The sequence below is a fragment of the Pseudomonas sp. GL-B-12 genome (genome assembly GCF_019955895.1).
In the GTDB taxonomy this organism is placed as follows: Bacteria; Pseudomonadota; Gammaproteobacteria; order Pseudomonadales; family Pseudomonadaceae; genus Aquipseudomonas.
This window is the reverse complement of record NZ_JAHBCX010000002.1, coordinates 106115-128062: the sequence shown is the minus strand read 5'-3', so window position 1 is coordinate 128062 and position 21948 is coordinate 106115. Positions and strand designations below refer to the sequence as shown.

Annotated in this window: 18 protein-coding genes; 10 read left to right on the top strand and 8 right to left on the bottom strand. The window is 61.5% G+C overall.

From position 1 onward, the window contains the following. Positions 1 to 30: 30 nt before the first annotated feature. The 8 genes from cobA to KGA85_RS01235 form a co-directional block, all read right to left on the bottom strand. Positions 31 to 795 (bottom strand): uroporphyrinogen-III C-methyltransferase, encoded by a 765-nt coding sequence (cobA, locus tag KGA85_RS01270; RefSeq protein ID WP_223454987.1) that lies wholly within the window; start codon positions 793 to 795, stop codon positions 31 to 33. Positions 796 to 805: 10 nt separating this feature from the next. Next, positions 806 to 3523: a nitrate reductase gene (locus KGA85_RS01265; RefSeq protein ID WP_223454985.1), complete on the bottom strand. Its 2718-nt coding sequence runs from the start codon at positions 3521 to 3523 to the stop codon at positions 806 to 808. Next, positions 3523 to 3840, bottom strand: a complete 318-nt coding sequence (nirD, locus tag KGA85_RS01260) for a nitrite reductase small subunit NirD (protein WP_046042889.1) — start codon at positions 3838 to 3840, stop codon at positions 3523 to 3525. The genes KGA85_RS01265 and nirD overlap by 1 nt, the downstream gene beginning before the upstream one ends. Further along, positions 3837 to 6290, bottom strand: a complete 2454-nt coding sequence (gene nirB, locus KGA85_RS01255; protein ID WP_223532526.1) for a nitrite reductase large subunit NirB — start codon at positions 6288 to 6290, stop codon at positions 3837 to 3839. Before nirB ends, nirD begins: the two co-directional genes overlap by 4 nt. 290 nt (positions 6291 to 6580) lie before the next feature. Further along, entirely contained in the window at positions 6581 to 8248 is a 1668-nt protein-coding gene (locus KGA85_RS01250; RefSeq protein WP_223542849.1) for a bifunctional protein-serine/threonine kinase/phosphatase, read from the bottom strand. A 7-nt stretch (positions 8249 to 8255) separates the two neighbouring features. After that, on the bottom strand, positions 8256 to 9467 hold the full coding sequence (locus KGA85_RS01245) for a nitrate/nitrite transporter (RefSeq protein WP_223542848.1): 1212 nt from the start codon (positions 9465 to 9467) through the stop codon (positions 8256 to 8258). Between the two features lie 263 nt (positions 9468 to 9730). Further along, complete coding sequence (locus KGA85_RS01240; protein ID WP_223532528.1) at positions 9731 to 10306, bottom strand: ANTAR domain-containing response regulator; 576 nt, start codon at positions 10304 to 10306, stop codon at positions 9731 to 9733. A gap of 15 nt (positions 10307 to 10321) precedes the next feature. Beyond that, the gene (locus KGA85_RS01235) at positions 10322 to 11533 is read right to left on the bottom strand and encodes a CmpA/NrtA family ABC transporter substrate-binding protein (protein WP_223454978.1); all 1212 of its coding nucleotides are present in this window, start codon (positions 11531 to 11533) and stop codon (positions 10322 to 10324) included. Between the two features lie 224 nt (positions 11534 to 11757). Here KGA85_RS01235 and KGA85_RS01230 point away from each other — a divergent pair, with 224 nt between their 5' ends. The 10 genes from KGA85_RS01230 to KGA85_RS01185 are packed head-to-tail and all read left to right on the top strand — an operon-like array spanning position 11758 to position 21943. Continuing rightward, complete coding sequence (locus tag KGA85_RS01230; RefSeq protein WP_223454976.1) at positions 11758 to 12492, top strand: helix-turn-helix domain-containing protein; 735 nt, start codon at positions 11758 to 11760, stop codon at positions 12490 to 12492. A 4-nt stretch (positions 12493 to 12496) separates the two neighbouring features. Then, complete coding sequence (gene sctC, locus KGA85_RS01225) at positions 12497 to 14143, top strand: type III secretion system outer membrane ring subunit SctC (protein WP_223542847.1); 1647 nt, start codon at positions 12497 to 12499, stop codon at positions 14141 to 14143. Next, positions 14140 to 15246, top strand: coding sequence for a type III secretion system gatekeeper subunit SctW (sctW, locus tag KGA85_RS01220; protein WP_223532534.1), 1107 nt, complete (start codon positions 14140 to 14142; stop codon positions 15244 to 15246). Before sctC ends, sctW begins: the two co-directional genes overlap by 4 nt. Before the next feature lie 23 nt (positions 15247 to 15269). Continuing rightward, positions 15270 to 17321: an EscV/YscV/HrcV family type III secretion system export apparatus protein gene (locus KGA85_RS01215; protein WP_223454970.1), complete on the top strand. Its 2052-nt coding sequence runs from the start codon at positions 15270 to 15272 to the stop codon at positions 17319 to 17321. A gap of 13 nt (positions 17322 to 17334) precedes the next feature. Beyond that, on the top strand, positions 17335 to 17742 hold the full coding sequence (locus KGA85_RS01210) for an Invasion protein B family (RefSeq protein ID WP_223532536.1): 408 nt from the start codon (positions 17335 to 17337) through the stop codon (positions 17740 to 17742). Then, positions 17739 to 19025, top strand: a complete 1287-nt coding sequence (gene sctN / locus KGA85_RS01205; RefSeq protein ID WP_223532599.1) for a type III secretion system ATPase SctN — start codon at positions 17739 to 17741, stop codon at positions 19023 to 19025. The genes KGA85_RS01210 and sctN overlap by 4 nt, the downstream gene beginning before the upstream one ends. Further along, entirely contained in the window at positions 19022 to 19477 is a 456-nt protein-coding gene (locus KGA85_RS01200; protein ID WP_223454964.1) for a type III secretion protein, read from the top strand. Before sctN ends, KGA85_RS01200 begins: the two co-directional genes overlap by 4 nt. Further along, entirely contained in the window at positions 19474 to 20367 is an 894-nt protein-coding gene (locus tag KGA85_RS01195; protein WP_223454962.1) for an invasion protein, read from the top strand. Before KGA85_RS01200 ends, KGA85_RS01195 begins: the two co-directional genes overlap by 4 nt. Continuing rightward, positions 20364 to 21287 (top strand): FliM/FliN family flagellar motor switch protein, encoded by a 924-nt coding sequence (locus KGA85_RS01190; RefSeq protein ID WP_223454960.1) that lies wholly within the window; start codon positions 20364 to 20366, stop codon positions 21285 to 21287. Before KGA85_RS01195 ends, KGA85_RS01190 begins: the two co-directional genes overlap by 4 nt. Continuing rightward, complete coding sequence (locus KGA85_RS01185) at positions 21284 to 21943, top strand: EscR/YscR/HrcR family type III secretion system export apparatus protein (protein WP_223454958.1); 660 nt, start codon at positions 21284 to 21286, stop codon at positions 21941 to 21943. The genes KGA85_RS01190 and KGA85_RS01185 overlap by 4 nt, the downstream gene beginning before the upstream one ends. Positions 21944 to 21948: the final 5 nt, after the last annotated feature.

Below are 21948 nucleotides of genomic sequence, written 5' to 3'. Positions count from 1 at the left end.
TTTGTCTGCGATTTGGTGAAACAGGTGAAACTAGGCTGACTGATCCACCGCCATCACAGGCAACTCACGCTCCCACAGGGATTGAGTTGCGCAAGCCGCCACTGTACCGATCACCAGTATGGCAGGGCTTTTCAGCTGGAATCTGCAGGCAGCTTCATCCATGTCTGTGAGAGTGCTCCGACATTCCCGCTGATGGGGCAAGGAAGCGTTTTCAATCATGGCCACGGGCGTATCCACCGCCATGCCGCCGGCCAATAGCTGCTCACGGATTTCACCGAGCTTGGCCACTCCCATGTAAATCACCAGCGTCGTTCCGCCTTGGGCCAGTGCCTGCCAGTTCAATTGGCTGTCGTCCTGGGTGTGTGCGGTGACGAGCGTGACACCACGGGCTACACCGCGCAAAGTCAGCGGAATATCGCATTGCGTTGCCCCCGCCAGCCCGGCAGTGATGCCGTTGACCAACTCGGCTTCGACCCCTCGCTCACGTAGCCACTGCGCCTCTTCACCACCGCGACCGAAAATGCACGGATCGCCGCCCTTGAGCCGCGCCACGCATTTGCCCTGCCGGGCATAACGAAGCATCAGTCGATGGATGAACGCTTGCGGGGTGGAGCGGCAGCCGCCGCGCTTGCCCACCGGGATTATCCGCGCCCCAGGGCAATGCTCGAGTACCGCGACATTGACCAGATCATCGATCAGCACCACCTCAGCCTCGCGCAAGGCGCGTACCGCTTTCAACGTGAGCAACTCAGGATCACCCGGGCCCGCACCTACCAGCCAGACTTTTGCACTCATAGTGTTTTCCTCACGAGAAGACGGTGATTGGCTGCGCCGTGGCAGCCAGCAGGCGTTTGATTTCCGGAACGCAGGACCCGCATTGCGTGCCGCAACCCAGTTCTTGCTTGAGTCCCTGCAAGTCCAGGCCACGGCTGATGCCGGCGCAGATCGCGTTCTGGCCGACGTTCTTGCAATTGCACAGGATCTTGTTCGCGTTGACAGGCGCGTCGAGGTTGCCCGGTGGTGCGCTCAGCGGCGCAAGCAGCCAGCGCCGCAGTTGCTGGTCAGCGCGACCTTCGAGCCACAGCCCCTGCAACCAGTGTTGGGCAAGGGTTTCACCGGCCAGTCGTATGGCAGTGATCCGGCCATTTTCGATTCGCACGCGCTTGCCAATGGCCCGTCGAGGGTCGTCGTAAGCCAGCACCGGGCCGTCATCGAGCGCCAGGCTTTTATCGATTTCGCTTAGCAGCTCTGCCGCAGGCGCTGAAGTATTGGCCGCCCGTACAAGCAGGGCAGGGCGCTCACGACCAACCAGGCTGAGGCTGACGTAGGAAAACGCCTCACAGAGCGGTCGTAGCGTCTCAAAATGCCGTTGAACATCACCCTCGATCAGTGCGAACAGTTTCCAGGGCAAATCCACCGGATCCAGGCGAACGCCGCTGTGTTTAAGTTCGGGCTGTTTCGACAAAGGATCGAATGCGGGCAGGGTGAGGCTGTTCACCCCGCCCTTGAGAAAACGGTCGCCCCAATGCATCGGCAAAAAGGCCTGGCCAGGACGCACGCAGTCATCGCTGGCGACCGCGACGATGACTGCACCGCGCCGGCTTTTCAGGCTGACCAAATCCCCCGGCTGCAGGCGATGGCGACGCAGTTCGTCCGGGTGCAGGCTCAACTCCGCTTCGCTGACATGGCCAAACAGCTGCGCGGCGGTGCCGGTGCGGCTCATGCCGTGCCATTGATCGCGCAGGCGGCCGGTGATCAGGGTCAGCGGGAAGCGTGCATCGCGTTGCTCTTTGGCGGCGCGGTACGGATCGGCCACGAACTGTGCGCGCCCATTGGCAGTGGCAAATATCCCGTCGACGTACAGCCGGGCCGTGCCTTCAACGGCACCCGCAGGGAAGGGCCACTGCTGCGGGCCGAGACGATCGATCAGCGCATGGCTGATACCGGACAGATCCAGATCGCGACCGTGAGTCAGGTGTTTGTATTCATCAAAGACCTGAGCGGGATTATCAAATTCAAACAGGCTGGTTTGGCCGGGACGCAGGTGTTTTTCCAGGCGTTGTGCGAAATCTACGGTGATTGCCCAGTCCGGCCGCGCCTCACCCGGTGCGACGATTGCCTGGCGTACGTGGGAAATGCGTCGCTCGGAGTTGGTCACGCAACCTTCCTTTTCCCCCCAACTGGCGGCGGGCAGCAGAAGGTCGGCGAACTTCGCGGTTTCAGTGGTGCTGAAGGCTTCCTGCAACACCACGAACGGGCAGGCTTGCAAGGCTGCGCGCACGGCCGTCTGGTCCGGCATGGATTGCGCGGGGTTGGTACAGGCGATCCACAGTGCCTTGATCTTGCCGTTGCGTACTTGCTCGAACAGCTCGATCGCGCTGAGCCCGGGATTTTCCGGTAGTTGCTCGACGCCCCAGTAGGACGCCACTTGCGCACGGTGTTGCGCATTGGCGGCATCGCGGTGGCCGGGCAGCAGATTCGACAAACTGCCGGTTTCCCGCCCGCCCATGGCATTTGGCTGACCGGTGAGGGAGAAAGGTCCGGCGCCGGGACGACCGATCTGCCCGGTGGCCAGGTGCAGATTGATCAATGCACTGTTTTTCGCGCTGCCGGCGGTGGACTGGTTAAGCCCCATGCACCACAGCGACAGAAAGCTTGGCGATGTGCCGATCCACTCGGCACATTGCTGCAATTGCCCGAGGCTGATTCCGCAGAGCTGCGAAACCATTTGCGGCGTGTAGTCGCGCACCAGGTTTTTCAGCTCGGCCAGGCCTTCGGTGTGGTCCCGGATGAAGTCACGATCGATCCAGTCTTCCCACAGCAGCAGATGCAAAATCCCATGGAACAGGGCGACATCGGTGCCAGGCAAGATCGCCAGGTGCAGGTCAGCCAGATCGCAGGTATCTGTACGACGCGGGTCAATGACGATGACCTTCATCTGCGGTCGGCGGGATTTGGCGGCTTCCAGCCGGCGAAACAACACCGGGTGGGCGTAGGCCATGTTGCTGCCGACGATCATCACGCAATCGCTCAACTCCAGGTCTTCGTAGCTGCAGGGCGGGGCGTCGGCACCCAGGCTGCGCTTGTAGCCGACCACCGCCGAGGACATGCACAGTCGCGAATTGCTGTCGATGTTATTGGTACCTACCAGGGCGCGTGCCAGCTTGTTGAAGGCGTAGTAGTCCTCGGTCAACAGTTGCCCGGAAATGTAGAACGCGACGCTGTCCGGGCCATGTTCGGCAATGGTCGCGGCAAACACGCTGGTGGCGTGATCGAGGGCGGTATCCCAATCGGTGCGGTGACGGGCCAGGCCTTTACCGAGGCGCAATTCGGGGTACAGCGCCCGCGCCGTCAAGTCGCCGGTCAGGTGCAGGGTCGAGCCCTTGCTGCACAGTTTGCCGAAATTGGCCGGGTGCGCCGGGTCGCCGCTGACGCCGAGGATGCGCTCGCCGTCGTGCTCGATCAGCACCCCGCAGCCGACCCCGCAGTAACAGCAGGTGGACGCAGTGATCTGGCGGTCCATCAGCCTGCATCCCGCAGGGCCAGCATCACCCGGCCATTTTCCACCCTGGCGAGATGGTGATGGGCACAGCCGATGTCCGGGGCCAGGGCTTCGCCGCTTTCCAGGTCGATTTGCCAGTTGTGCAACGGGCAGGCCACCCGCTTGCCGTAGACCAGGCCTTGGGACAACGGGCCGCCCTTGTGCGGGCAGCGGTCGTCAAGGGCGAACACTTCGTCGTCGCTGGTACGAAAAATCGCGATGTCTCCCTTTGGCCCGGCGATGATCCGTGAGCCCAGGGCATTGATCTCTTCCAGTGCGCAGATATCCAGCCAGTTCATGCCAGCACCTCCAGGTTTTTCACGGGGATGACGTCGAATTCTTTTTTCAGCTGTGGCTGTTCCAGGCGCTCCTTCCAAGGGTCCTGTTCGAACGACAGGGAGAATTGCAGGCGATCGTTGAGCGCCTTGCGCCGCTCCGGATCTTCCAGCACGGCTTTCTTGATGTGTTCCATGCCGACCCGTTGCAGGTAGTGCACGGTGCGTTCGAGGTAGAAGGCTTCTTCGCGATAGAGCTGCAGGAATGCACCGTTGTATTCGCGCACTTCTTCGGCGGTTTTCAGTTTGACGAAGAATTCCGCGACTTCGGTCTTGATCCCGCCGTTGCCACCGATGTACATCTCCCAGCCGGAGTCCACACCGATAATTCCCACATCCTTGATACCGGCTTCCGAGCAGTTACGCGGGCAACCGGAGACAGCCAGCTTCACCTTGTGCGGCGACCACATGTTGAACAGGTCATGTTCCAGTTCAATGCCCAACTGTGTGGAGTTCTGCGTGCCAAAGCGGCAGAACTCGCTGCCGACGCAGGTTTTCACCGTGCGGATGGATTTGCCGTAGGCGTGGCCGGACGGCATGTCCAGGTCTTTCCACACCCCCGGCAGGTCTTGCTTGCGAATGCCCAGCAAGTCGATGCGCTGGCCACCGGTGACCTTGACCATCGGTACGTTGTACTTGTCGGCGACGTCGGCAATGCGCCGCAGCTCTGAAGGATTGGTCACACCGCCCCACATCCGCGGGACTACAGAGTAGGTGCCGTCTTTCTGAATGTTGGCGTGAGCCCTTTCGTTGATCAGGCGCGATTGCGGGTCGTCCTTGGCTTCCCCTGGCCAGGTGGAAATCAGGTAGTAGTTGAGCGCCGGGCGGCAGGTGGCGCAGCCGTTGGGTGTGCGCCAGTTCAGGTAGCTCATGGTGCCGGCGATGGTCAGCAAGTGCTGGTCGCGTATGGCCTGGCGGATTTGCCCGTGATTGAGGTCGCTGCAGCCGCAGATGGCCTTTTCGCTTTTCGGTTTGACGTCCGCCGCACCGCCCACGGTGTTGATCAGGATCTGTTCGACGAGGCCGGCGCAGGAACCGCAGGAGCTGGCAGCCTTGGTGTGTTTCTTGACGTCGTCGACACTGAACAGCCCGTGTTCCTGAATGGCCTTGACGATGGTGCCCTTGCACACACCGTTGCAGCCGCAGACTTCGGCCGTATCAGCCATGCTCATGGCTTTGTCCTGGCCCTGATGCCCTACGTCGCCCAGTGCATTTTCACCGAACATCAAGTGATCGCGGATCTCGTCGATGGCGTGATTTTCACGGATCTGCCGGAAATACCAGCCGCCATCTGCCGTATCTCCGTACAGGCAGGCGCCGACCAGCACGTCATCCTTGATCACCAGTTTCTTGTAGACCCCGCCAATCGGGTCGGAGAGGGTGATGGTCTCGGTGCCTTCGCCGCCCATGAAGTCGCCGGCGGAGAACAGGTCGATGCCGGTAACTTTCAATTTGGTCGAGGTCACCGACCCCTTGTAGGTGGCAAAACCCAGTTGGGCGAGGTGGTTGGCGCAGACTTTGGCCTGTTCGAACAGCGGCGCCACCAAGCCATAGGCGATGCCGCGGTGGCTGGCGCACTCGCCGATGGCATAGATCCGTGGGTCGTAGGTTTGCAGTGTGTCGTTGACCAGAATCCCGCGGCTGCACGGAATGCCGGATTTCTCCGCCAGTTCGGTATTGGGGCGAATGCCGGCGGCCATCACCACCAGGTCGGCGGGGATAATGTCGCCGTTCTTGAATTGCACCGAACCGACCCGGCCGTTGCCCGCGTCGTGCAAGGCCTGGGTCTGCTCGCACAGGCGAAAGTGCAGGCCGCGAGATTCCAGCGCGCTTTGCAGCAGCTGGCCGCTGGTCTTGTCCAGCTGCCGCTCCAGCAACCACTCGCCGATATGCACCACGGTCACGTGCATGCCCCGCAGCATCAGGCCGTTGGCGGCTTCCAGACCGAGCAAGCCGCCACCGATCACCACGGCGTGCCGATGGGTTTTCGCGGTGTCGATCATGGCCTGGGTGTCGGCGATGTCGCGGTAGCCGATCACGCCTTCAAGGGTGTTGCCGGGAATGGGCAGGATGAAAGGCGTCGAACCGGTGGCGATCAGCAGGCGATCGTATTCGGCTTCGCTGCCGTCTTCGGCAATGACCCGGCGCTTGACTCGGTCGATCTCCACCACCTTGCGGTTGAGCAGCAGCTTGATGTTGTTTTCCAGGTACCAGTCCAGGTCGTTGAGCACGATCTCTTCGAAGGTCTGTTCGCCTGCCAGCACCGGCGACAACAGGATGCGGTTGTAGTTGGTGTGAGGTTCAGCACCGAAGACCGTGATGTCGTACAGCTCAGTGCTCAGTTTGAGCAGCTCTTCCAGGGTCCGGACCCCGGCCATGCCGTTACCGATCATCACCAGTTTTAGTTTTTTCATCAGGTTCTCCGGGGAGCTCAGGCCTGCCTCATCAGGGTTCAGGCCATGCTCGACAAATTTTGCGCAAACAAAAAAAGGCGTCCCGCTAGTTGCCTAGCGAGGACGCCTTTGTCCTGGTCCCGTTCTCTCGGGAAGTGCAACCTTCGTCGTTGAAGCCTGCGCTGTATGTCTGTTGCAAGAGGTAATGCAGCGGTTATGCCAAGTCGCTCAAATCCCGTGTTTGTTGGCTTTTTTTTCGTTCACAAGGGCAGAACCATGGAGGAGTGCACCGATTCAAGGCGCATTGCCCGCTAATGGAGCGCAACCACCACCAGCACCAGATTGAGCAGCAACGACACCAGGGCCAATGTCCGCCAGACCTTCAGCGGCTCGCGCTCCAGCAACGGCTTGGGACGCACGCTCAAGCTGCGGCGCTCGCCCTGTTCCATCAGCAGCAGCCATTCTTCCGCCGTTTCGAAACGCTGGTCGGGGGCCGCCGCCACGGCGCGCTCCAGGCTATGGGCGATCCAGTCCGGCAGGTCGGGCCGGTAGCGGCTGGCGTTGACCGGGAGGCCAAACCTCGGGCGCTGGAACGCTTCGATTTCGCCATAGGGATAGTGCCCGGTAAGCAGGAAATACAGGGTCACACCGACGGCATATAAGTCCTGCTGTGGCGTCGGTACTTCGCCGCGAAAGGCTTCGGGCGCGATGTAACTGGGTGTACCCGGCAGCGCCCAGGGCAGATCTTGCGAGAGGCCCGGGCAGTAGGCCAGGCCGAAATCCAGCAGGCGCAACTCGCCATCGTCCCCCAGCAACAGGTTTTCCGGTTTGATATCGCGGTGCAGGATCTGCCGTCGATGCAACAGGCCGACCGCTCGCAACAAGCGTTCGGCGATGTCTTGCCACTGGGGCAGCGGCAACGGTCCGCTTTGTTCATGCCGTTGGGCCAGGGTAGCGCCCGAATATTCACGCATCACGTAGTACAAATGCTGACGCTGACTGGCGGCATGGACTTCAGGAAAGTGTCGCCCGGCCACGCGTTTGAGAAACCATTCTTCCGACAGTAACGCTTGCCCGGCCTGGTGATCGTCATGCAGGCGCCCCGGCAGGGTTTTCAGCAGCCAGGGTTGTTGCTGGCTGTCGCGAACGCGATAAAGCAGCGATTGCTGGCTCTGTGAGACGATCCCCTCGACCTGCCAGCCCTCGAACGCCTGGCTCGGTTTCAGGGCTGGCGGCAGTGGCCATTGCTGCAAGTGCATCAACGCATCGCCAATGCTCGCTTCGCCGAGGGCATCGACCCGCACCAGCAAGGCGCTGGCGTTGTCCTGGCTGCCCGCCAGGTGTGCGGCATTGACCAGGGTTTGCGCAGCGCTGTGCAAGTCCGGCTGATCGCGCAGGATCGCGGCAATCGCGGTATCGCCCAGGACAGCCCAGACGCCGTCGCTGAGCAGGACGAAGCTTTCATCGGGGCGCAACTCACCGTCGAGAAAGTCCAGCACCAGGTGTTGATCGAGCCCCAGCGCCCGTTTCAGCACATGCTGCATACCCGGCTGATCCCAGACGTGATCCTCGCTGATTCGCTGCAATTGGTCGGCGTGCCAGCGATACACCCGGCAATCGCCGACATGGGCCAGGGTAAAACGCCGGCCACGCAGGACCAGCGCACTGAGGGTGGTCAGCAGCGGTTGCCCGCCGCCATTGGCCTGCAACCAGCGGTTCTGCGCCAGCAGCAGACGATCGAGTGCCTGTGCGACGCTCCAGGTTTCCGGCGTGGCGTAGTAATCCAGCGCCAGGGCCTGCAGCGTCGAACGGGCAGCCAGACCGCCATCGACGCACTGGCTGACACCGTCGGCAATCGCGAACAGGTAACCCTTGCTTGCGGCCAGCGCCGGAGCCGGCGTGACCAGGCGCAGGGCATCCTGGTTTTCCTCGCGAGGACCGATGGCGCTGGCTTCGGCGAAACTCAGTTGCAGGCTCATCGAGGCGTCAGACTCGCGCAGCCGTCACGGCGGCCGAACCCCAGGTGGTTCTCCAGCGACGTTTCACGCCGTGCAGACCGAACCAGGCCAGAACGCCGAGGCTGGCGAACAACCACAGCGCCAGTTGATAGCTGCCGGTGCTTTGCTTGATCGCGCCCATGCCGGCCGCGAGAGCAAACCCACCGATGCCGCCGGCCATACCGATCAGGCCGGTCATCACGCCGATTTCCCGGCGAAAACGCTGGGGCACCAACTGGAATACCGCGCCATTGCCTGCACCCAGACCGAGCATGGTGCAGACGAAAAGCGCCAGTGCGGCGTAGGAATTCGGCAGGTTGAAGCCGACCACGGCAATGCAGGTCGCCGCGACGGTGTACATCGCCAGCAGGGTCCGAATGCCGCCGAACCGGTCAGCCAGCGCGCCACCCAAGGGGCGCATCAGGCTGCCGCCGAACACGCAGGCAGCGGTGTAGTAGCCGGCAGTGACCGGGCTCAGGCCGTACTGGTCGTTGAAATAACCGGGCAGGGCGCTGGCCAGGCCGATGAAGCCGCCGAATGTCACGCTGTAGAAAAACATGAACCACCAGCTGTCACGATCACCCAGGGCCTTGAAGTAGTCGGCCATGGATTTGGCTTTTGGCCGCTCGGGGGCATTGCGGGCCAGCCAGGCGAAGACGACCAGGGTCAGGATCAACGGAATCAGGGCAAAGCCGAACACGTTGCTCCAGCCAAACGCCGCCGCCAGCACCGGAGCGATCAATGCCGCGAGTACTGTGCCTGAGTTGCCCGCGCCAGCAATGCCCATGGCCTTGCCTTGATGCTGCGGTGGATACCACTGCGAGGCCAGGGGCAGGGCGACGGCGAAGGAAGCGCCGGCCATGCCGAGAAACAGGCCCAGCAGCAAGGCTTGCTCGTAGCTGTGGATACCGAGGTTCCAGGCGCCGAACAGGGCGCAGATGACGATGACCTGACCGATCAGGCCGGCGGTTTTTGGCGACAGGCGATCAGCCAGCATCCCCATCACGAAGCGCAACACCGCCCCGGCCAGAATCGGCGTGGCGACCACCAGCCCCCGTTGCTGCGTCGTCAGGTGCAGGTCGGCGGCGATCTGCACCGCCAGTGGACCGAGCAGGTACCAGACCATGAAACTCAGGTCGAAATAGAGGAACGCTGCGAACAATGTGGGTGTATGGCCGGATTTCCAGAAGCTTGAATTCATTGCGCACCTCAGCTGTGAAGAGTCTCGAAAGGAGTCATGAGCTTGCAGGTGGGGCGCCGATACGGCCGCACCACCGGCCCCGTGCTATGGGGCCAAAACGAAAAAACGCCGCCACCCGATCCGCCAAGGGCAAATGAGGTGAGCGACGTCTTTGTCGTAGGTGGGGCAACCGCCGTTGGTTACCTGTGGTGATTACTTAGCGAGATCTGTGCCAACACTGCTTTTGTGGCGAGGGAGCAAGCTCCCTCGCCACAGGGGCGGGGTCAGCCCAACAGTTCACTCATGGCAATAATCTGCTCCGCCACTTGAATCAGCTTCTGCTGGCGGCTCATCGCCTGGCGGCGCATCAGCGTGTAGGCCTCTTCCTCGTTGCAGTCCTTCATCTTCATCAGCAGTCCCTTGGCCAGTTCGATGCGCTTGCGCTCGGCCAATTGCTGGTCGCGGGCATGCAGCTGGGCACGCAAGGCCTGGTCGCTCTCAAAGCGCGCCATGGCCACATCGAGAATCGGCTGCAGGCGTTGTGCGTGAATGCCTTCGACGATGTAGGCGCTGACCCCGGACTTGATCGCCTGGCGCATCACATCGGGGTCGTGTTCGTCCGTGAACATCACAATCGGCCGTGGCTGGTCGCGAGTCACCAGCACCACTTGTTCCATGACATCGCGACCCGGTGACTCGGTATCGATCAGAATCACATCCGGACGCACCGTTTCGACGCGTTCGGGCAGGTCGATGATCAGGCCGGATTCATCGATCACTTCGAATCCGGCCTCGGTCAGGGCGGCCTTCAGGCGTCCGACTTTCTTGGCGGTGTCGTTGATCAGCAGGATACGCAGCATGTTCGTGGTCTCCTGTCAGCGGCTGGCGGATCGGTGCGAGCTATCGCTCATGGCGTGCAGTTTGAAACTGCGGGCATAACCGGCCGGGTCCGAGCCGTCCCAGATCTTGCCGTCGATCAATTGACTGCTGCGCATTTGCTCGGCTGATGAAGCGACGCCGACGGCACGGGCGGCTTCACGGTAGAGGTCCAGTTGCTGGACCTGCCGGGCTACCGCGAGATAGTCCGGATCATCGCGCAACAAGCCCCAGCGACGAAACTGGGTCATGAACCACATGCCGTCGGACAGGTACGGCAGGTTGACCTCGCCATCCCCGTGCAAGCGCAGCGCGTGCGGGTCTTGCCAGTGATGGCCAAGGCCATCGGCGTATTCGCCCAGCAGGCGCGGTTCGATGCAGTCCAGTGGTGCGTCAAGGTACTGCGCGGCACTGAGCAATTGTGCGGTACTGCGGCGATTCTCGGTACTTTCTTCGATGAAGCGACTGGCTTCCAGAACCGCCATCACCAACACCCGGGCGGTATTGGGGTATTGCTCGACGAACGCACGGGTGCAGCCGAGGACCTTTTCCGGATGATCGGGCCAGATGGTCTGGGTCGTGGCCAGCGTGAAGCCGAGGTCCTGTTGCACGGCGCTGGCGGACCAGGGTTCGCCGACGCAGAAGCCGTCGATACGCCCGGCCCGCAGGTGCGCGACCATTTGCGGTGGCGGCACCACCACGCTGTCGACATCCAGCAGCGGGTGAATGCCCTGGCTGGCGAGCCAGTAATACAACCACATGGCGTGGGTGCCGGTGGGAAAAGTCTGGGCGAAGGTGAGTTTTGGGCGAGTTTGGTGCACGTGCCGATCCAGTGCTTCAGGACTGGTCACTCCAAGCGCCTGCAAGCCGCGGGACAGGTTGATGCTCTGGCCGTTCTGATTCAGGCCCATCAACACAGCCATGTCGGTCGCGGCCACGCCACCGATGCCTAGGTGAACGGCATAAATCAGACCGTAGAGACTGTGGGCGGCATCGAGTTCGCCGCTGACCAGTTTGTCCCGCAGGTTGGCCCAGGACGATTGACGCTTGAGGTTCAGGGTCAAGCCGTGAGGTTGGGCGAAGCCCTGGGTGGCGGCGACAACCACCGAGGCGCAGTCGCTCAGGGCCATGAAGCCGAGATTGATTTCGGTTTTTTCCGGGGCATCGCTGCCATTGACCCAGGCCAGAGGGCCGATTGACGGTTCGTTCATCGATTTCACACCTTGCAAAAAAACGTCGTTCCAGATCCTGCACGAGCAAGGCCGGGTGACGACGCCATTGTCCTGGCACGCATTCCGCCGTTGGTTTGCGTGCTGATGCGTGAACGGGTGCAAGGCATATGCCAGCCCGGATTTCATCATATTTGCATCAGGATTCGACACGCCCCGTCCTGCATCCTGCCGACCTACATCGTCAGGCCGCAAAGGAGGTTGGTGTGCCCATCGAATCACTACACGCCACACGTGCCACTAATACCCGCTCCTGCGAGCGGCTGCTGCATCTGCGTGTAGACCAATCCGCCGTTTGTCTGGCCCCGGCGCAGTGCGTCTCGGCCTGCTGCCTACCGATGGGCTGGGAAGGGCTGATTGCAGTGACCAGCGGATTTGAGGTCAACGGCAGTATGCCGACCCTGCCAATTGCCCAGGCACCGCTGGTGAAACTGCAGGTGTTCATCGATATGGGCCATGCGCCTATCACTCAGCGAGACCGTCAGGCACCTTGGGCGGCATTGCCAGTGCCTTATACACAGGTTCAGTCGGAACAGGCGCTAGAGCGCTGGTACCTCGATCAGGCGATGGCTGGCGGTGCGGCCTATCAGGCCTTTGCCGGTGTGTTGCGGCAGACTGAGAGTTACGGGCTTGTGCGCTTTCTGCTGGAACAGGGCACCCACAGCGAAAAACTGACCACTCTGGCGCAACGCTATGGGGTGTCGGTGTCGCATTTTCGTCGATTGTGCCGGCAGGCGCTCGGTACGGCGCCCAAGCCTGCATTGCGCGGTTGGCGGACGGCCCAGGCGCTGTTGAACATGAGTCTGCAGGACCGTTCCCTGACGGATCTGGCGCTGGAGTTCGGTTTTGCCTCTTCTTCGCATTTCTCCAAGGAAGTTCGCGAACTGGTGGGCTTCACACCCAGCAGCCTGGCCGACATTACCTACCTTCCAGGCAAGTGAACCGATGAACCGCGGCGTTCAATCCTTGTATGTTTTGCCCTTCTGGCTGGCTGCCATATTGATGCTGGTGCCGTGTACGGTGCGGGCGAATGCCGACGAATACGTGGCTCGCGAACAGAGTGTGCGCACGTTTTTTTCGGAGTTGTCCGGGCCGTTGGGCAAACCGGTGATCATCAGCAAGGCCGCCTCGGCCAAGCGGATCTCCGGCAGCTTTGATCTGCGCTCGCCGCAACGGACCTTCGAGCGGGTCAGCGCACAGATGGGGTTGATCTGGTACAGCGATGGCCAGGCGATCTATCTGTACGACGCCGCGGAAGTGAAAAACTCGATGATGTCGCTGCAGACCCTGACCGTGGCCAGGCTTCAGGCGTTTCTCGAGCGGTCCGGGCTGCTCGATGGCCGTTATCCGTTGCGCCATGACGGCCTGCATACGTTCCATGTGTCGGGGCCGCCGATGTATGTAGATCTAGTGGTGCAAGCGGCCGGTCTGATGGAAAACCAGCGCTCGGAACTGTTGCTGGGCAGGCAGCAGATCGGCGTTATCCAGGTGCACAACACCTTTGTCAGCGACCGTAAATACGAGCTGCGCGATGACAAGGTGACCATCCCCGGGTTGGCAACCGTGATCGAGGATCTGTTGCGCGGCGAGAAGCGCGAGGTCGAGCCGGCCGTTGCGCAAGCCCCGGCGCAGCGAGCGATGCCGGCGTTTCCCCTGGAAGGCCTGGCGACCACATCCCCCGATCAGGACCCGGCCGCGCCGCGGATCATTGCCCGGGAGATGGCCGCCGGAAACATTCGCGTGGTGGCCTATCCGGACACCAACAGCCTGCTGGTCAAGGGTTTGCCGGAGCAGGTGCGCTTTATCGAGAATCTCGTGAGTGCACTGGATACGCCGAAACGACATGTGGAGTTGTCGTTATGGATCATCGATTTGCACAAGGACGAACTCAATCAGTTGGGCATCAACTGGCAGGGCGCATTGAAGTCCAGTGGGACATTCACCGTATCGCTCAACGCCGGCTCGGCGACCACCCTTGATGGCGCTTCGTTCGTCGCCCAGGTCATGGCCCTGGAGCGCACCAACCGGGCGAATGTGGTCTCGCGTCCGGTGATCCTGACACAAGAGAACGTGCCGGCGATCTTTGACAACAACCGCACGTTTTATGCGCCGCTGGTGGGGGAGCGCAGTGTCGATTTGCAGCACGTGACCTATGGCACGCTCGTCAGCGTTCTGCCCCGTTTCGCCAAGGCGGACGAAATTGAAATGTCACTCAGTATTGAAGACGGCAACGAAGTAGAAAAACCTGACCGGGACAAGCAACCCGGCAGTTTGCCGACGGTCGGGCGTACACGGATCAGCACGGTGGCGCGGGTGCCCCAGGGCAAGAGCCTGTTGGTCGGCGGTTTCACCCGCGATGACAACAGCGAGCAAATCGGACGGATACCGGTGCTGGGTTCGATTCCGTGGGTCGGCCGATTGTTCAGCTATCGGCAGAACCGCTCGGCCAATACGGTGCGGGTGTTCCTGATTCAGCCCAAGGAAATTCTCGACGCCCTTGAGCCCGCCACGGTTGAGCCGGATGCGCGATTGCTGAGCCCACAGCAGCATGAGCGGGTGCGTCGATCCTTTTTCCGGGCGGCAGAAAAATGATCCTGCCACCGATTTCCACCGGTGGGCGAGCGGCCCAGGCACGCTTGAATGCCGAGAAGGCCGCCCAGCATCCGCAACCGCAGGTCGATGCAGAGCTTGATCTTGACGATGGCACAACGGCCGACGTGGCCCGGCGCTTTGTGCAGATCAGCGATGAAATGTCTGCAGCCTTGACCCAGTTCCGTGGCCGGCGGCAGTTCGAGCTCAAGTCCGATGCGTTGACCGACTCCTTCGAAAAAGTCCTGGAGGACGATACCGTGCCCAAGGCGCGGCAGGTGCTGAGCCTGGCGCGGCTGGCGGACAAGTCCGACAGCTGGTTGCTGCAGATGGTACGCAACCTGTTTCCCGACGATAGCGACCTGGCATTGGTGCTGCGCGAACTGCTGCGCCGGAAAAAACTCGAGACACGGACTCGTCAGCGGCTTGAAATGCTATTGCAGACGGTGGTTGCCCAAGGCTCCCCCAAGCGCATGAGTGCCGGGATCAATACCGCCCTCAAAGCCAGAATGTTCGGTGCGAGCATGACGGTGCGTGCAGGCCTGTTGCGCGAGACCTACCGGGATTTTATCGAGTCCGATTGCGGGCCGGTCAGTTGTTATCAGGACTGGATCGCCCTGTACGGTCCGTCGCAACGCAGCGCTGTGCTGGCCTTCATTGAAGCGGCATTGCTTACCGACATCAGCGCCCAGGATCCCAGTTGTTCGCAAGTGGAGTTCGGTCAACTGCTGGCCCGGGTGAACGACCTCAAACGCCTGCGTTCAGCCGATGACCTGTTTATCCGCGGCCTGCTCGGTGATGCACTCATCTGCCGGCACAACCCCGATGAGCCCGACTGGCTGGTGTTCCTGTTCGGTGTGCTGACCTACCCCGATGAACTCGACCAGCTGTTGCTCGGCGTCCTGGGTGAGCGAGTGCTGTTGAGTGCGCACCATGAGCGTTCGACGGTGCTGCAGAAGGTGCGCCGGCTCAGCCTGCAATTACCGGCGCCGCTGTTTGCCGATGAACAGGCGCCGCTGCGTCTGGCAGAGCAGTTCACGCGCCTGGCGGACATTGCCTATGCCCTCGAATGTATTGAGCGGCGTCGTCCCGGCGGCAGCTCATGACTTTTTCCCGGAACTGACCCGCCATGCTCAATGTGTTTTTGCGCAACGTCAGCGCTCGCCCGGAGCTGCTGATCCTGTCGCTGATGGTGATGATCATCGCCATGCTGATCATTCCGCTGCCGACGGTGCTGGTGGATTTTCTCATCGGCCTGAACATCGTGATTTCGCTGCTGGTGTTCCTGGGGTCGTTCTATATCGAACGCATCCTCAGTTTCTCGACCTTTCCGGCGTTGCTGCTGTTGACCACCCTGTTTCGCCTGGCGCTGTCGATCAGCACCAGCCGGCTGATCCTCAGCCAGGCTGATGCGGGGGAGATCATCGCCTCTTTCGGTGAGTTCGTGATCGGTGAAAGCCTGGTGGTGGGCTTCGTGATCTTTTCCATTGTCACTATTGTCCAGTTCATCGTGATCACCAAGGGCTCGGAGCGGGTGGCCGAAGTCGCGGCGCGCTTCTCGCTGGACGGCATGCCCGGCAAGCAGATGAGCATCGACGGCGACCTCAAGGCTGGCGCCATGACAGCCGAGGAAGCCAAGGAAAAGCGCAGCGTGCTGGAGCGCGAAAGCCAGTTGTACGGCTCGTTCGACGGCGCGATGAAGTTCATCAAGGGCGACGCCATCGCCGGCATCATCATTATCTTCGTCAACTTCATCGGCGGCATGGCCATTGGCGTCGGGCAGATGGGCATGGACCTGTCCACAGCTTTGTCGACCTACACCCTGCTGACCATAGGCGATGGTCTGGTGGCTCAGATTCCGGCGTTGCTGATCGCCATCGGCGCCGGCTTCATCGTTACCCGCGTCAACGGCGATGATGCCAACCTGGGGCGCAACATGCTCGCCCAGATGCTGGGTCATCCGTTCGTGCTGGGGGTGACGGCGCTGCTGGCGGTGGGTGTCGGCCTGTTGCCCGGTTTTCCGCTGCTGACCTTCCTGCCCATCGCCGCGGCCCTGGCAGTGCTGGTGTTCGTTCGCCGGCGCAAGGCCTCCAGGGTCGAGGGCCAGGGTGACAGCCGGCCATCGTCGACGCAGGGTGAAGCCTTGCAGACCGGCTCGGGCCTGCTCGAGGACATCGATAATGTCGCCACCGAAACCATCCCGCTGATGTTGTTGGTGCCCACCGCGCGCCTCGATGAGTTGACCAGGGCCCGTTGGGCGGCGCGTTTTCGCAGCCAGTTTTTCGTCGATTACGGTCTACGCATACCCGAGCCGCAATTGCGCGCCAGCGAAGCATTGCCGGCGCATCAAGTGGCGGTGCTGATCAACGAAGTGCGCGCCGAGCAGTTCGATATCCATTTCGATCACTGGCGGTTGCTCGACTACTCGCCGGAGCTGGAATCCATGGGCTTTGCCCTGGTGCACGGCAGTGACAGCAATCGCCTGGGCGGGGTGTGGGTCAACGCCACCGACCAGGAACGGGTGCAGCAATTGGGCTATCACCTGCGCCCGGCGGACGAGGAATGCTACCGCTGCCTGGTCACCTTGCTGGCGCGCAACATCCAGGAGTTTTTCGGCGTGCAGGAAACCAAGCAACTGCTCGACGAAATGGAAACCCGCTGCCCCGATCTGCTCAAGGAAGTCTATCGCCACGTCACCGTGCAGAAGGTCACCGAAGTGCTGCAGCGCCTGATCGGCGAGCGTATTTCCGTGCGCAACATGAAGCTCATTCTTGAGTCCCTGGCCCATTGGGCGTCCCGGGAAAAAGACGCGCTGGCGCTGGTCGAGCACGTTCGTGGCTCGCTGGCCCGCTACATCAGCAACAAGTTTGCCCAGGGTAATGACTTGCGGGTGTTGCTGTTGTCGGCTGAGTTCGAAGAGGTGGTGCGGCGCGGGATTCGGCAAACCTCGGCCGGCAGTTTCATCAACCTCGAGCCGGCCGAATCCGAAGAGCTGATGGATCGCCTGAGCGTCGCCCTGGACAGTGTGCACATTGCTCAAAAGGACATGGTGCTGCTGTGTTCGGTCGATGTACGGCGCTACGTCAAGAAGCTTATCGAGGGGCGTTGTCGCGAGCTGGACGTGATGTCGTTCGGCGAAGTCTGCGAGACCGTCTCCGTCAATGTGATCAAAACCCTGTAAGGAAACCCCGTAAATGATGTCAATGGATATTGCCGATCTGTTGCGCGAAGCGCTACGTCATAGTGGCTGCAAGGACAGCCAGATAGGGCATTTCGATAGTCACAGCACCATTGAAATGCAGATGAAGAATCTGCCCGATATCAACGTGGCGATGGTCGATGGCGATGTCTGGGTCTGGACGACGGTCGCAGAAGCGAGCCCGGGTGCAATGAACCATTGTGCCTTCGATTTGATGCGGTTTTTGTTTGAGGGCAATGCTTTTTCCCGCACCGGGCAATTGCACCTTTGCGTCGTTCAGGAACGGCTCGAACTGCGTTTGATGGCCAATTCCCATGCCCTCGGCGACGCTGAACACTTCGCGCAAGCCCTGGATGCTTTCGTGCAGGCAACCGAAACGCTGTGCGAACTTTTACGTCGATGAACACCCGGCTGGAAAGGCATGCGGCCCATCCCTTGCGTTTGAGCGGTCCCCTGATCGAAGCCGTTTTGGGCGATGTGGTAGTGGGCGAGGTCTGCGAAGTACGGCGGCATTGGCGCCTGCCTCAGGTCGTGGCCCGGGCGCAGGTCATCGGCTTCAAACCCGACGCTGTTCTGCTCAGCCTGCTCGGTGATGCGAAAGGCTTGTCCAGGGAATCGATGATTGTGCCCACGGGTTCGACCCTGCAACTGACGTGCAGTGACGCCTTGCTCGGCAGCGTAGTCGACCCTCAGGGCACTATCGTCGAGCGTCTGGCACCGTCTACGGCGCTGGCGCAACAGGACTATCCGGTGGATGCCGACCCGCCGTCGTACCAGCAGCGGCGCCCGGTGGTGGAGCCGTTGTGCACGGGCATTCGGGTGATCGATGGATTGTTGACCTGCGGTATCGGTCAACGCATCGGCATTTTCGCCGCCGCCGGCTCCGGCAAAACCACCCTGATCAATATGCTGATCAACCACACCGACGCCGATGTGTTTGTCATCGGCCTGATCGGCGAGCGCGGCCGCGAAGTGACCGAATTCATCGCGCACCTGCGCCAGTCGGAAAAACGCGCCCGCTGCGTGGTGGTGTACGCCACGTCGGATTTTTCCTCGGTGGACCGCTGCAACTCGGCGCTCCAGGCCACCGCCATCGCCGAGTATTTCCGTGACCAGGGCCAGCGTGTGGTGTTGTTGCTGGACTCGTTGACGCGCTATGCCAGGGCCCGTCGCGACCTGGCCCTGGCTGCGGGTGAAGCACCGGCGCGACGGGGCTATCCGGCCTCGGTGTTCGATGCCTTGCCGCGCCTGCTGGAACGACCGGGTGTGACCGCTTCCGGCAGCATTACCGCCTGGTACACGGTGCTGCTGGAAAGTGACGACGAGCCGGACCCGATCGCCGAGGAGATTCGTTCGATTCTCGACGGACACATCTACCTCAGTCGAGCCTTGGCGGCCAAGGGTCACTACCCGGCAATCGATGTATTGCGCAGCGTCAGTCGCGTGGCGACGCAAGTCACCCCGCCGCAGGTGCAGCAACTGGCGGCGGCGACCCGGGATACGCTGACGCGGCTTGAGCAGTTGCAGGTTTTTCTCGACATGGGGGAGTACAGCCCAGGCGCGGACGCCGCCAATGACCAGGCGCTGCAACGCCGCGCAGCCCTCCACCAGTGGTTGCGCCAGCCCACGGGCGAATGCTGTGAACCGGACGAGGCCCTGGGCCAATTACAGGGGCTCATGGCATGAATCCATTAGCCGATCGCCTTCGCCTGTTGGCGCTCAGCCAGTTCCGTCGGCAACGCGCTGAACTGCTGATAGCGCGTACCCGGCAGCAACTGCAGCCGCTGGTGCAGGAGCGGGCCGCTTTCGACGGACAAGAAGCGGCGCTACACAGTTTGTTGGCCAGCCATCGCGCCAATGACTGTGTGCTCGATCACGGGCAACTGTTGGCACTGTTGCGAAGGCAGGCGGTCATTCGGCGGCAGATAGATCTGTTGCGCCTGGAGCGTGACCGGGTCGATCAGCAGTGCCGGGAGATTGAGCAAGCGTTGCAGGAGCAGAGCGAGCAACTGCGGTTCGCGCAGCGCAAGCACGACAAGTACGAAGGGGCTGTTCAGCAGCTGTTACGCAGGCAACGGCTGGAGCAGATGCGCCGGGATGAAAGAGAAGTGGAAGAGATGAACGGAGTTCCGCGATGAGCAATGTATCTGTAATTTCACCCTTGCCGGTTCAACCCTTGGACCCCGTCACCGAACAGCCGATGGATGAGTTGCACGACAGGCTGGTGCCGGTGCAGGAGGATGAGCTGCCACAAGGTGTTCTGGAGCTGATGGCGCCGTTGATCCTGTGTCATCGACCCCTGATGGACACTGGTCGCGCAATCACTTTGCAGACGATGGTCACGCTCCCGGAAAAGCTGGTTGCTGAACTCGACGAAGTACGGCCGCTCACACCGCAGTCTCATCCACAAGCGCAGCCGCTGTTGAGTAAACCTGTGCAGCCTCGGTTGTTGTCACCTGTGGCTGACGTTGCGCCTGTTGTCGACAGAGTTGTCGCGTCGGCACCGATAAACCTGGCGACTCCGATCATTGTTGAGTCAGGGCCGATCCAGCCCCCATCAAACATCGTCGAACCGCTCCCGGTCGAACGTGCCGCCATTCCAGGTGCACCCCCGATACCTGAGTTCGAAGGGCAAAGGCCCGAAGCCTTATCGAGCCTCCCGACCGCACGCCATGTGCCGACAGTTGCATCACCTGCGGCCTCGGCGCCCGTGATGCCGCCAGCACCGCATGCCCTCGACCCGATCATCGAAACCTTGTCGGTTGCCGACCGGAGCTTGCTGCAGGTTCCGTTCAACAAAGGAACCGTCAGCGGGCAGGTGACGATCAGCCGCGTGGCCGATGAGCCCACCCGCAACCTGCAACTCAGCCCGAGCAATGCCCAGGTTTTCGAACAACTCAAAGTGTCGCTGGAGCACGTCCGCGAACCCGCCTGGCACCTGACCGATAGCGACGGCGAACAGCAGCGCCAGGGCTCGCGGCAGCCGCCGGACGACGAGCAGACCGAAGACGCCGGGCAGGGCGCATGAGCGCACTGAAGTTGCGCCGGATCAACGCCCAGGCGCATACCGCCGCGCAAGCGATACGACGCTGGCGGAGCGCGGATGTCGACGCCGGTTCAGGCCATCCGCCAGGGCAATCGGGCTACCTGTGTTTTCGCGCATCAGGCGAGGGCGGGGAATGGCGGGGTTTGATCGACGCCCGCGACTGGTTGTATCAATCACTCCCGGGTTTGCGGTCGTTACTGACGGTCGAGTGCTCGCTGATGAACATCGCCGAACTGTTCCGCGCGGTGCCGCAACCCTTGCTGCTGGAGGTAGACGACTTGCACTACCAGCAAGTATCCGACGTCGATGGGGTCCTTCCCGGGCAATTGCCGCCGCAAGAACTGCCATGGCTCGACACGCCTCGTGGGCGCCTGTGGTTGACCCGATTGCCACCGGCACGGGCCGCCAGCCTGCCCCTGGACGCCGACTCATGGCTGAGCGATTTGCCGCTGCGCCTGGAGCTGATGCTGGGGTCGAGTCATCTCAGACATGGGATACGGCTGAAGGCGGGCGATGTCCTGCGAATCATCCAGCGTTCGCAACGATGCTGCCTGGGGCATCAATGCCTCGGCGTTTTCACCTTTACTGAACAGGGGATACACATGCAATCGACCGCGACCGACGTCCAAGGCTCGGCAGATTCCGATCCCGATTTTGACCTCGGCGCTTTGCCGGTGCGTCTGCAATTCGTGCTCGCGACCCAGGAAATCAATCTGGCCACGCTGTCGCGGATCATCGAGGGACAACTGATCCCGCTGACGGACGATGCGGCGCGGCACATCGAAGTGCGCGCCAATGGCAAGCCGGTGGCCCGTGGCGAACTGGTGCAACTGGAAGAGCAGTTGGGTGTGGAGTTGCTCGAGGTCTATCGCAACGGCTCACCGGACGGAATGCCGCGATGAATGACGTCTCGCTTATCGCGCTGCTGGCGTTCGCTTCACTGCTGCCGTTTCTGGTGGCGGCAGGCACCTGCTACATAAAATTTTCCATTGTCTTTGTCATAGTGCGTAACGCCTTGGGCTTGCAGCAGGTGCCCTCGAACATGGCCCTCAATGCGATTGCCTTGATGCTGGCGATTTTCGTGATGACGCCGGTGCTCAAGCAAGGCTATGACTATTACAAGGAAGAACAGGTGGCTTTTACCGACATCGAGTCGGTGGTGAATTTTGCCGAGAACGGGTTGGGGGGATACAAGGAATACCTGCGTAAATACACCGACCCGGAACTGGCACTGTTCTTCGAGCGGGCGCAAGCGGTGCAGAGTGAGTCCGACATCGGTCTGCCCGCCGATGAAGAACTCACGCCGTCGCTGTTTTCCCTGCTGCCGGCCTACGCATTGAGTGAAATCAAAAGCGCCTTCAAGATCGGCTTCTACTTGTATTTGCCGTTCGTCATCGTCGATCTGGTGATCTCAAGCATCCTGCTGGCGCTGGGCATGATGATGATGAGCCCGGTGATCATTTCGGTACCGATCAAACTGGTGTTGTTTGTTGCACTGGACGGCTGGGCGTTGCTGTCCACCGGGCTGGTCAAGCAATACCTGACCTTGCTGGCGTAGGGGCG

What these genes read in the sequence shown, in the direction of transcription:
- cobA (WP_223454987.1), bottom strand. Translation starts at nt 795, where the DNA reads ATGAGTGCAAAAGTCTGGCTGGTAGGTGCGGGCCCGGGTGATCCTGAG.
- KGA85_RS01265 (WP_223454985.1), bottom strand. Translation starts at nt 3,523, where the DNA reads ATGGACCGCCAGATCACTGCGTCCACCTGCTGTTACTGCGGGGTCGGC.
- nirD (WP_046042889.1), bottom strand. Translation starts at nt 3,840, where the DNA reads ATGAACTGGCTGGATATCTGCGCACTGGAAGAGATCAATGCCCTGGGC.
- nirB (WP_223532526.1), bottom strand. Translation starts at nt 6,290, where the DNA reads ATGAAAAAACTAAAACTGGTGATGATCGGTAACGGCATGGCCGGGGTC.
- KGA85_RS01250 (WP_223542849.1), bottom strand. Translation starts at nt 8,248, where the DNA reads ATGAGCCTGCAACTGAGTTTCGCCGAAGCCAGCGCCATCGGTCCTCGC.
- KGA85_RS01245 (WP_223542848.1), bottom strand. Translation starts at nt 9,467, where the DNA reads ATGAATTCAAGCTTCTGGAAATCCGGCCATACACCCACATTGTTCGCA.
- KGA85_RS01240 (WP_223532528.1), bottom strand. Translation starts at nt 10,306, where the DNA reads ATGCTGCGTATCCTGCTGATCAACGACACCGCCAAGAAAGTCGGACGC.
- KGA85_RS01235 (WP_223454978.1), bottom strand. Translation starts at nt 11,533, where the DNA reads ATGAACGAACCGTCAATCGGCCCTCTGGCCTGGGTCAATGGCAGCGAT.
- sctC (WP_223542847.1), top strand. Translation starts at nt 12,497, where the DNA reads ATGAACCGCGGCGTTCAATCCTTGTATGTTTTGCCCTTCTGGCTGGCT.
- sctW (WP_223532534.1), top strand. Translation starts at nt 14,140, where the DNA reads ATGATCCTGCCACCGATTTCCACCGGTGGGCGAGCGGCCCAGGCACGC.
- KGA85_RS01215 (WP_223454970.1), top strand. Translation starts at nt 15,270, where the DNA reads ATGCTCAATGTGTTTTTGCGCAACGTCAGCGCTCGCCCGGAGCTGCTG.
- KGA85_RS01210 (WP_223532536.1), top strand. Translation starts at nt 17,335, where the DNA reads ATGATGTCAATGGATATTGCCGATCTGTTGCGCGAAGCGCTACGTCAT.
- sctN (WP_223532599.1), top strand. Translation starts at nt 17,739, where the DNA reads ATGAACACCCGGCTGGAAAGGCATGCGGCCCATCCCTTGCGTTTGAGC.
- KGA85_RS01200 (WP_223454964.1), top strand. Translation starts at nt 19,022, where the DNA reads ATGAATCCATTAGCCGATCGCCTTCGCCTGTTGGCGCTCAGCCAGTTC.
- KGA85_RS01195 (WP_223454962.1), top strand. Translation starts at nt 19,474, where the DNA reads ATGAGCAATGTATCTGTAATTTCACCCTTGCCGGTTCAACCCTTGGAC.
- KGA85_RS01190 (WP_223454960.1), top strand. Translation starts at nt 20,364, where the DNA reads ATGAGCGCACTGAAGTTGCGCCGGATCAACGCCCAGGCGCATACCGCC.
- KGA85_RS01185 (WP_223454958.1), top strand. Translation starts at nt 21,284, where the DNA reads ATGAATGACGTCTCGCTTATCGCGCTGCTGGCGTTCGCTTCACTGCTG.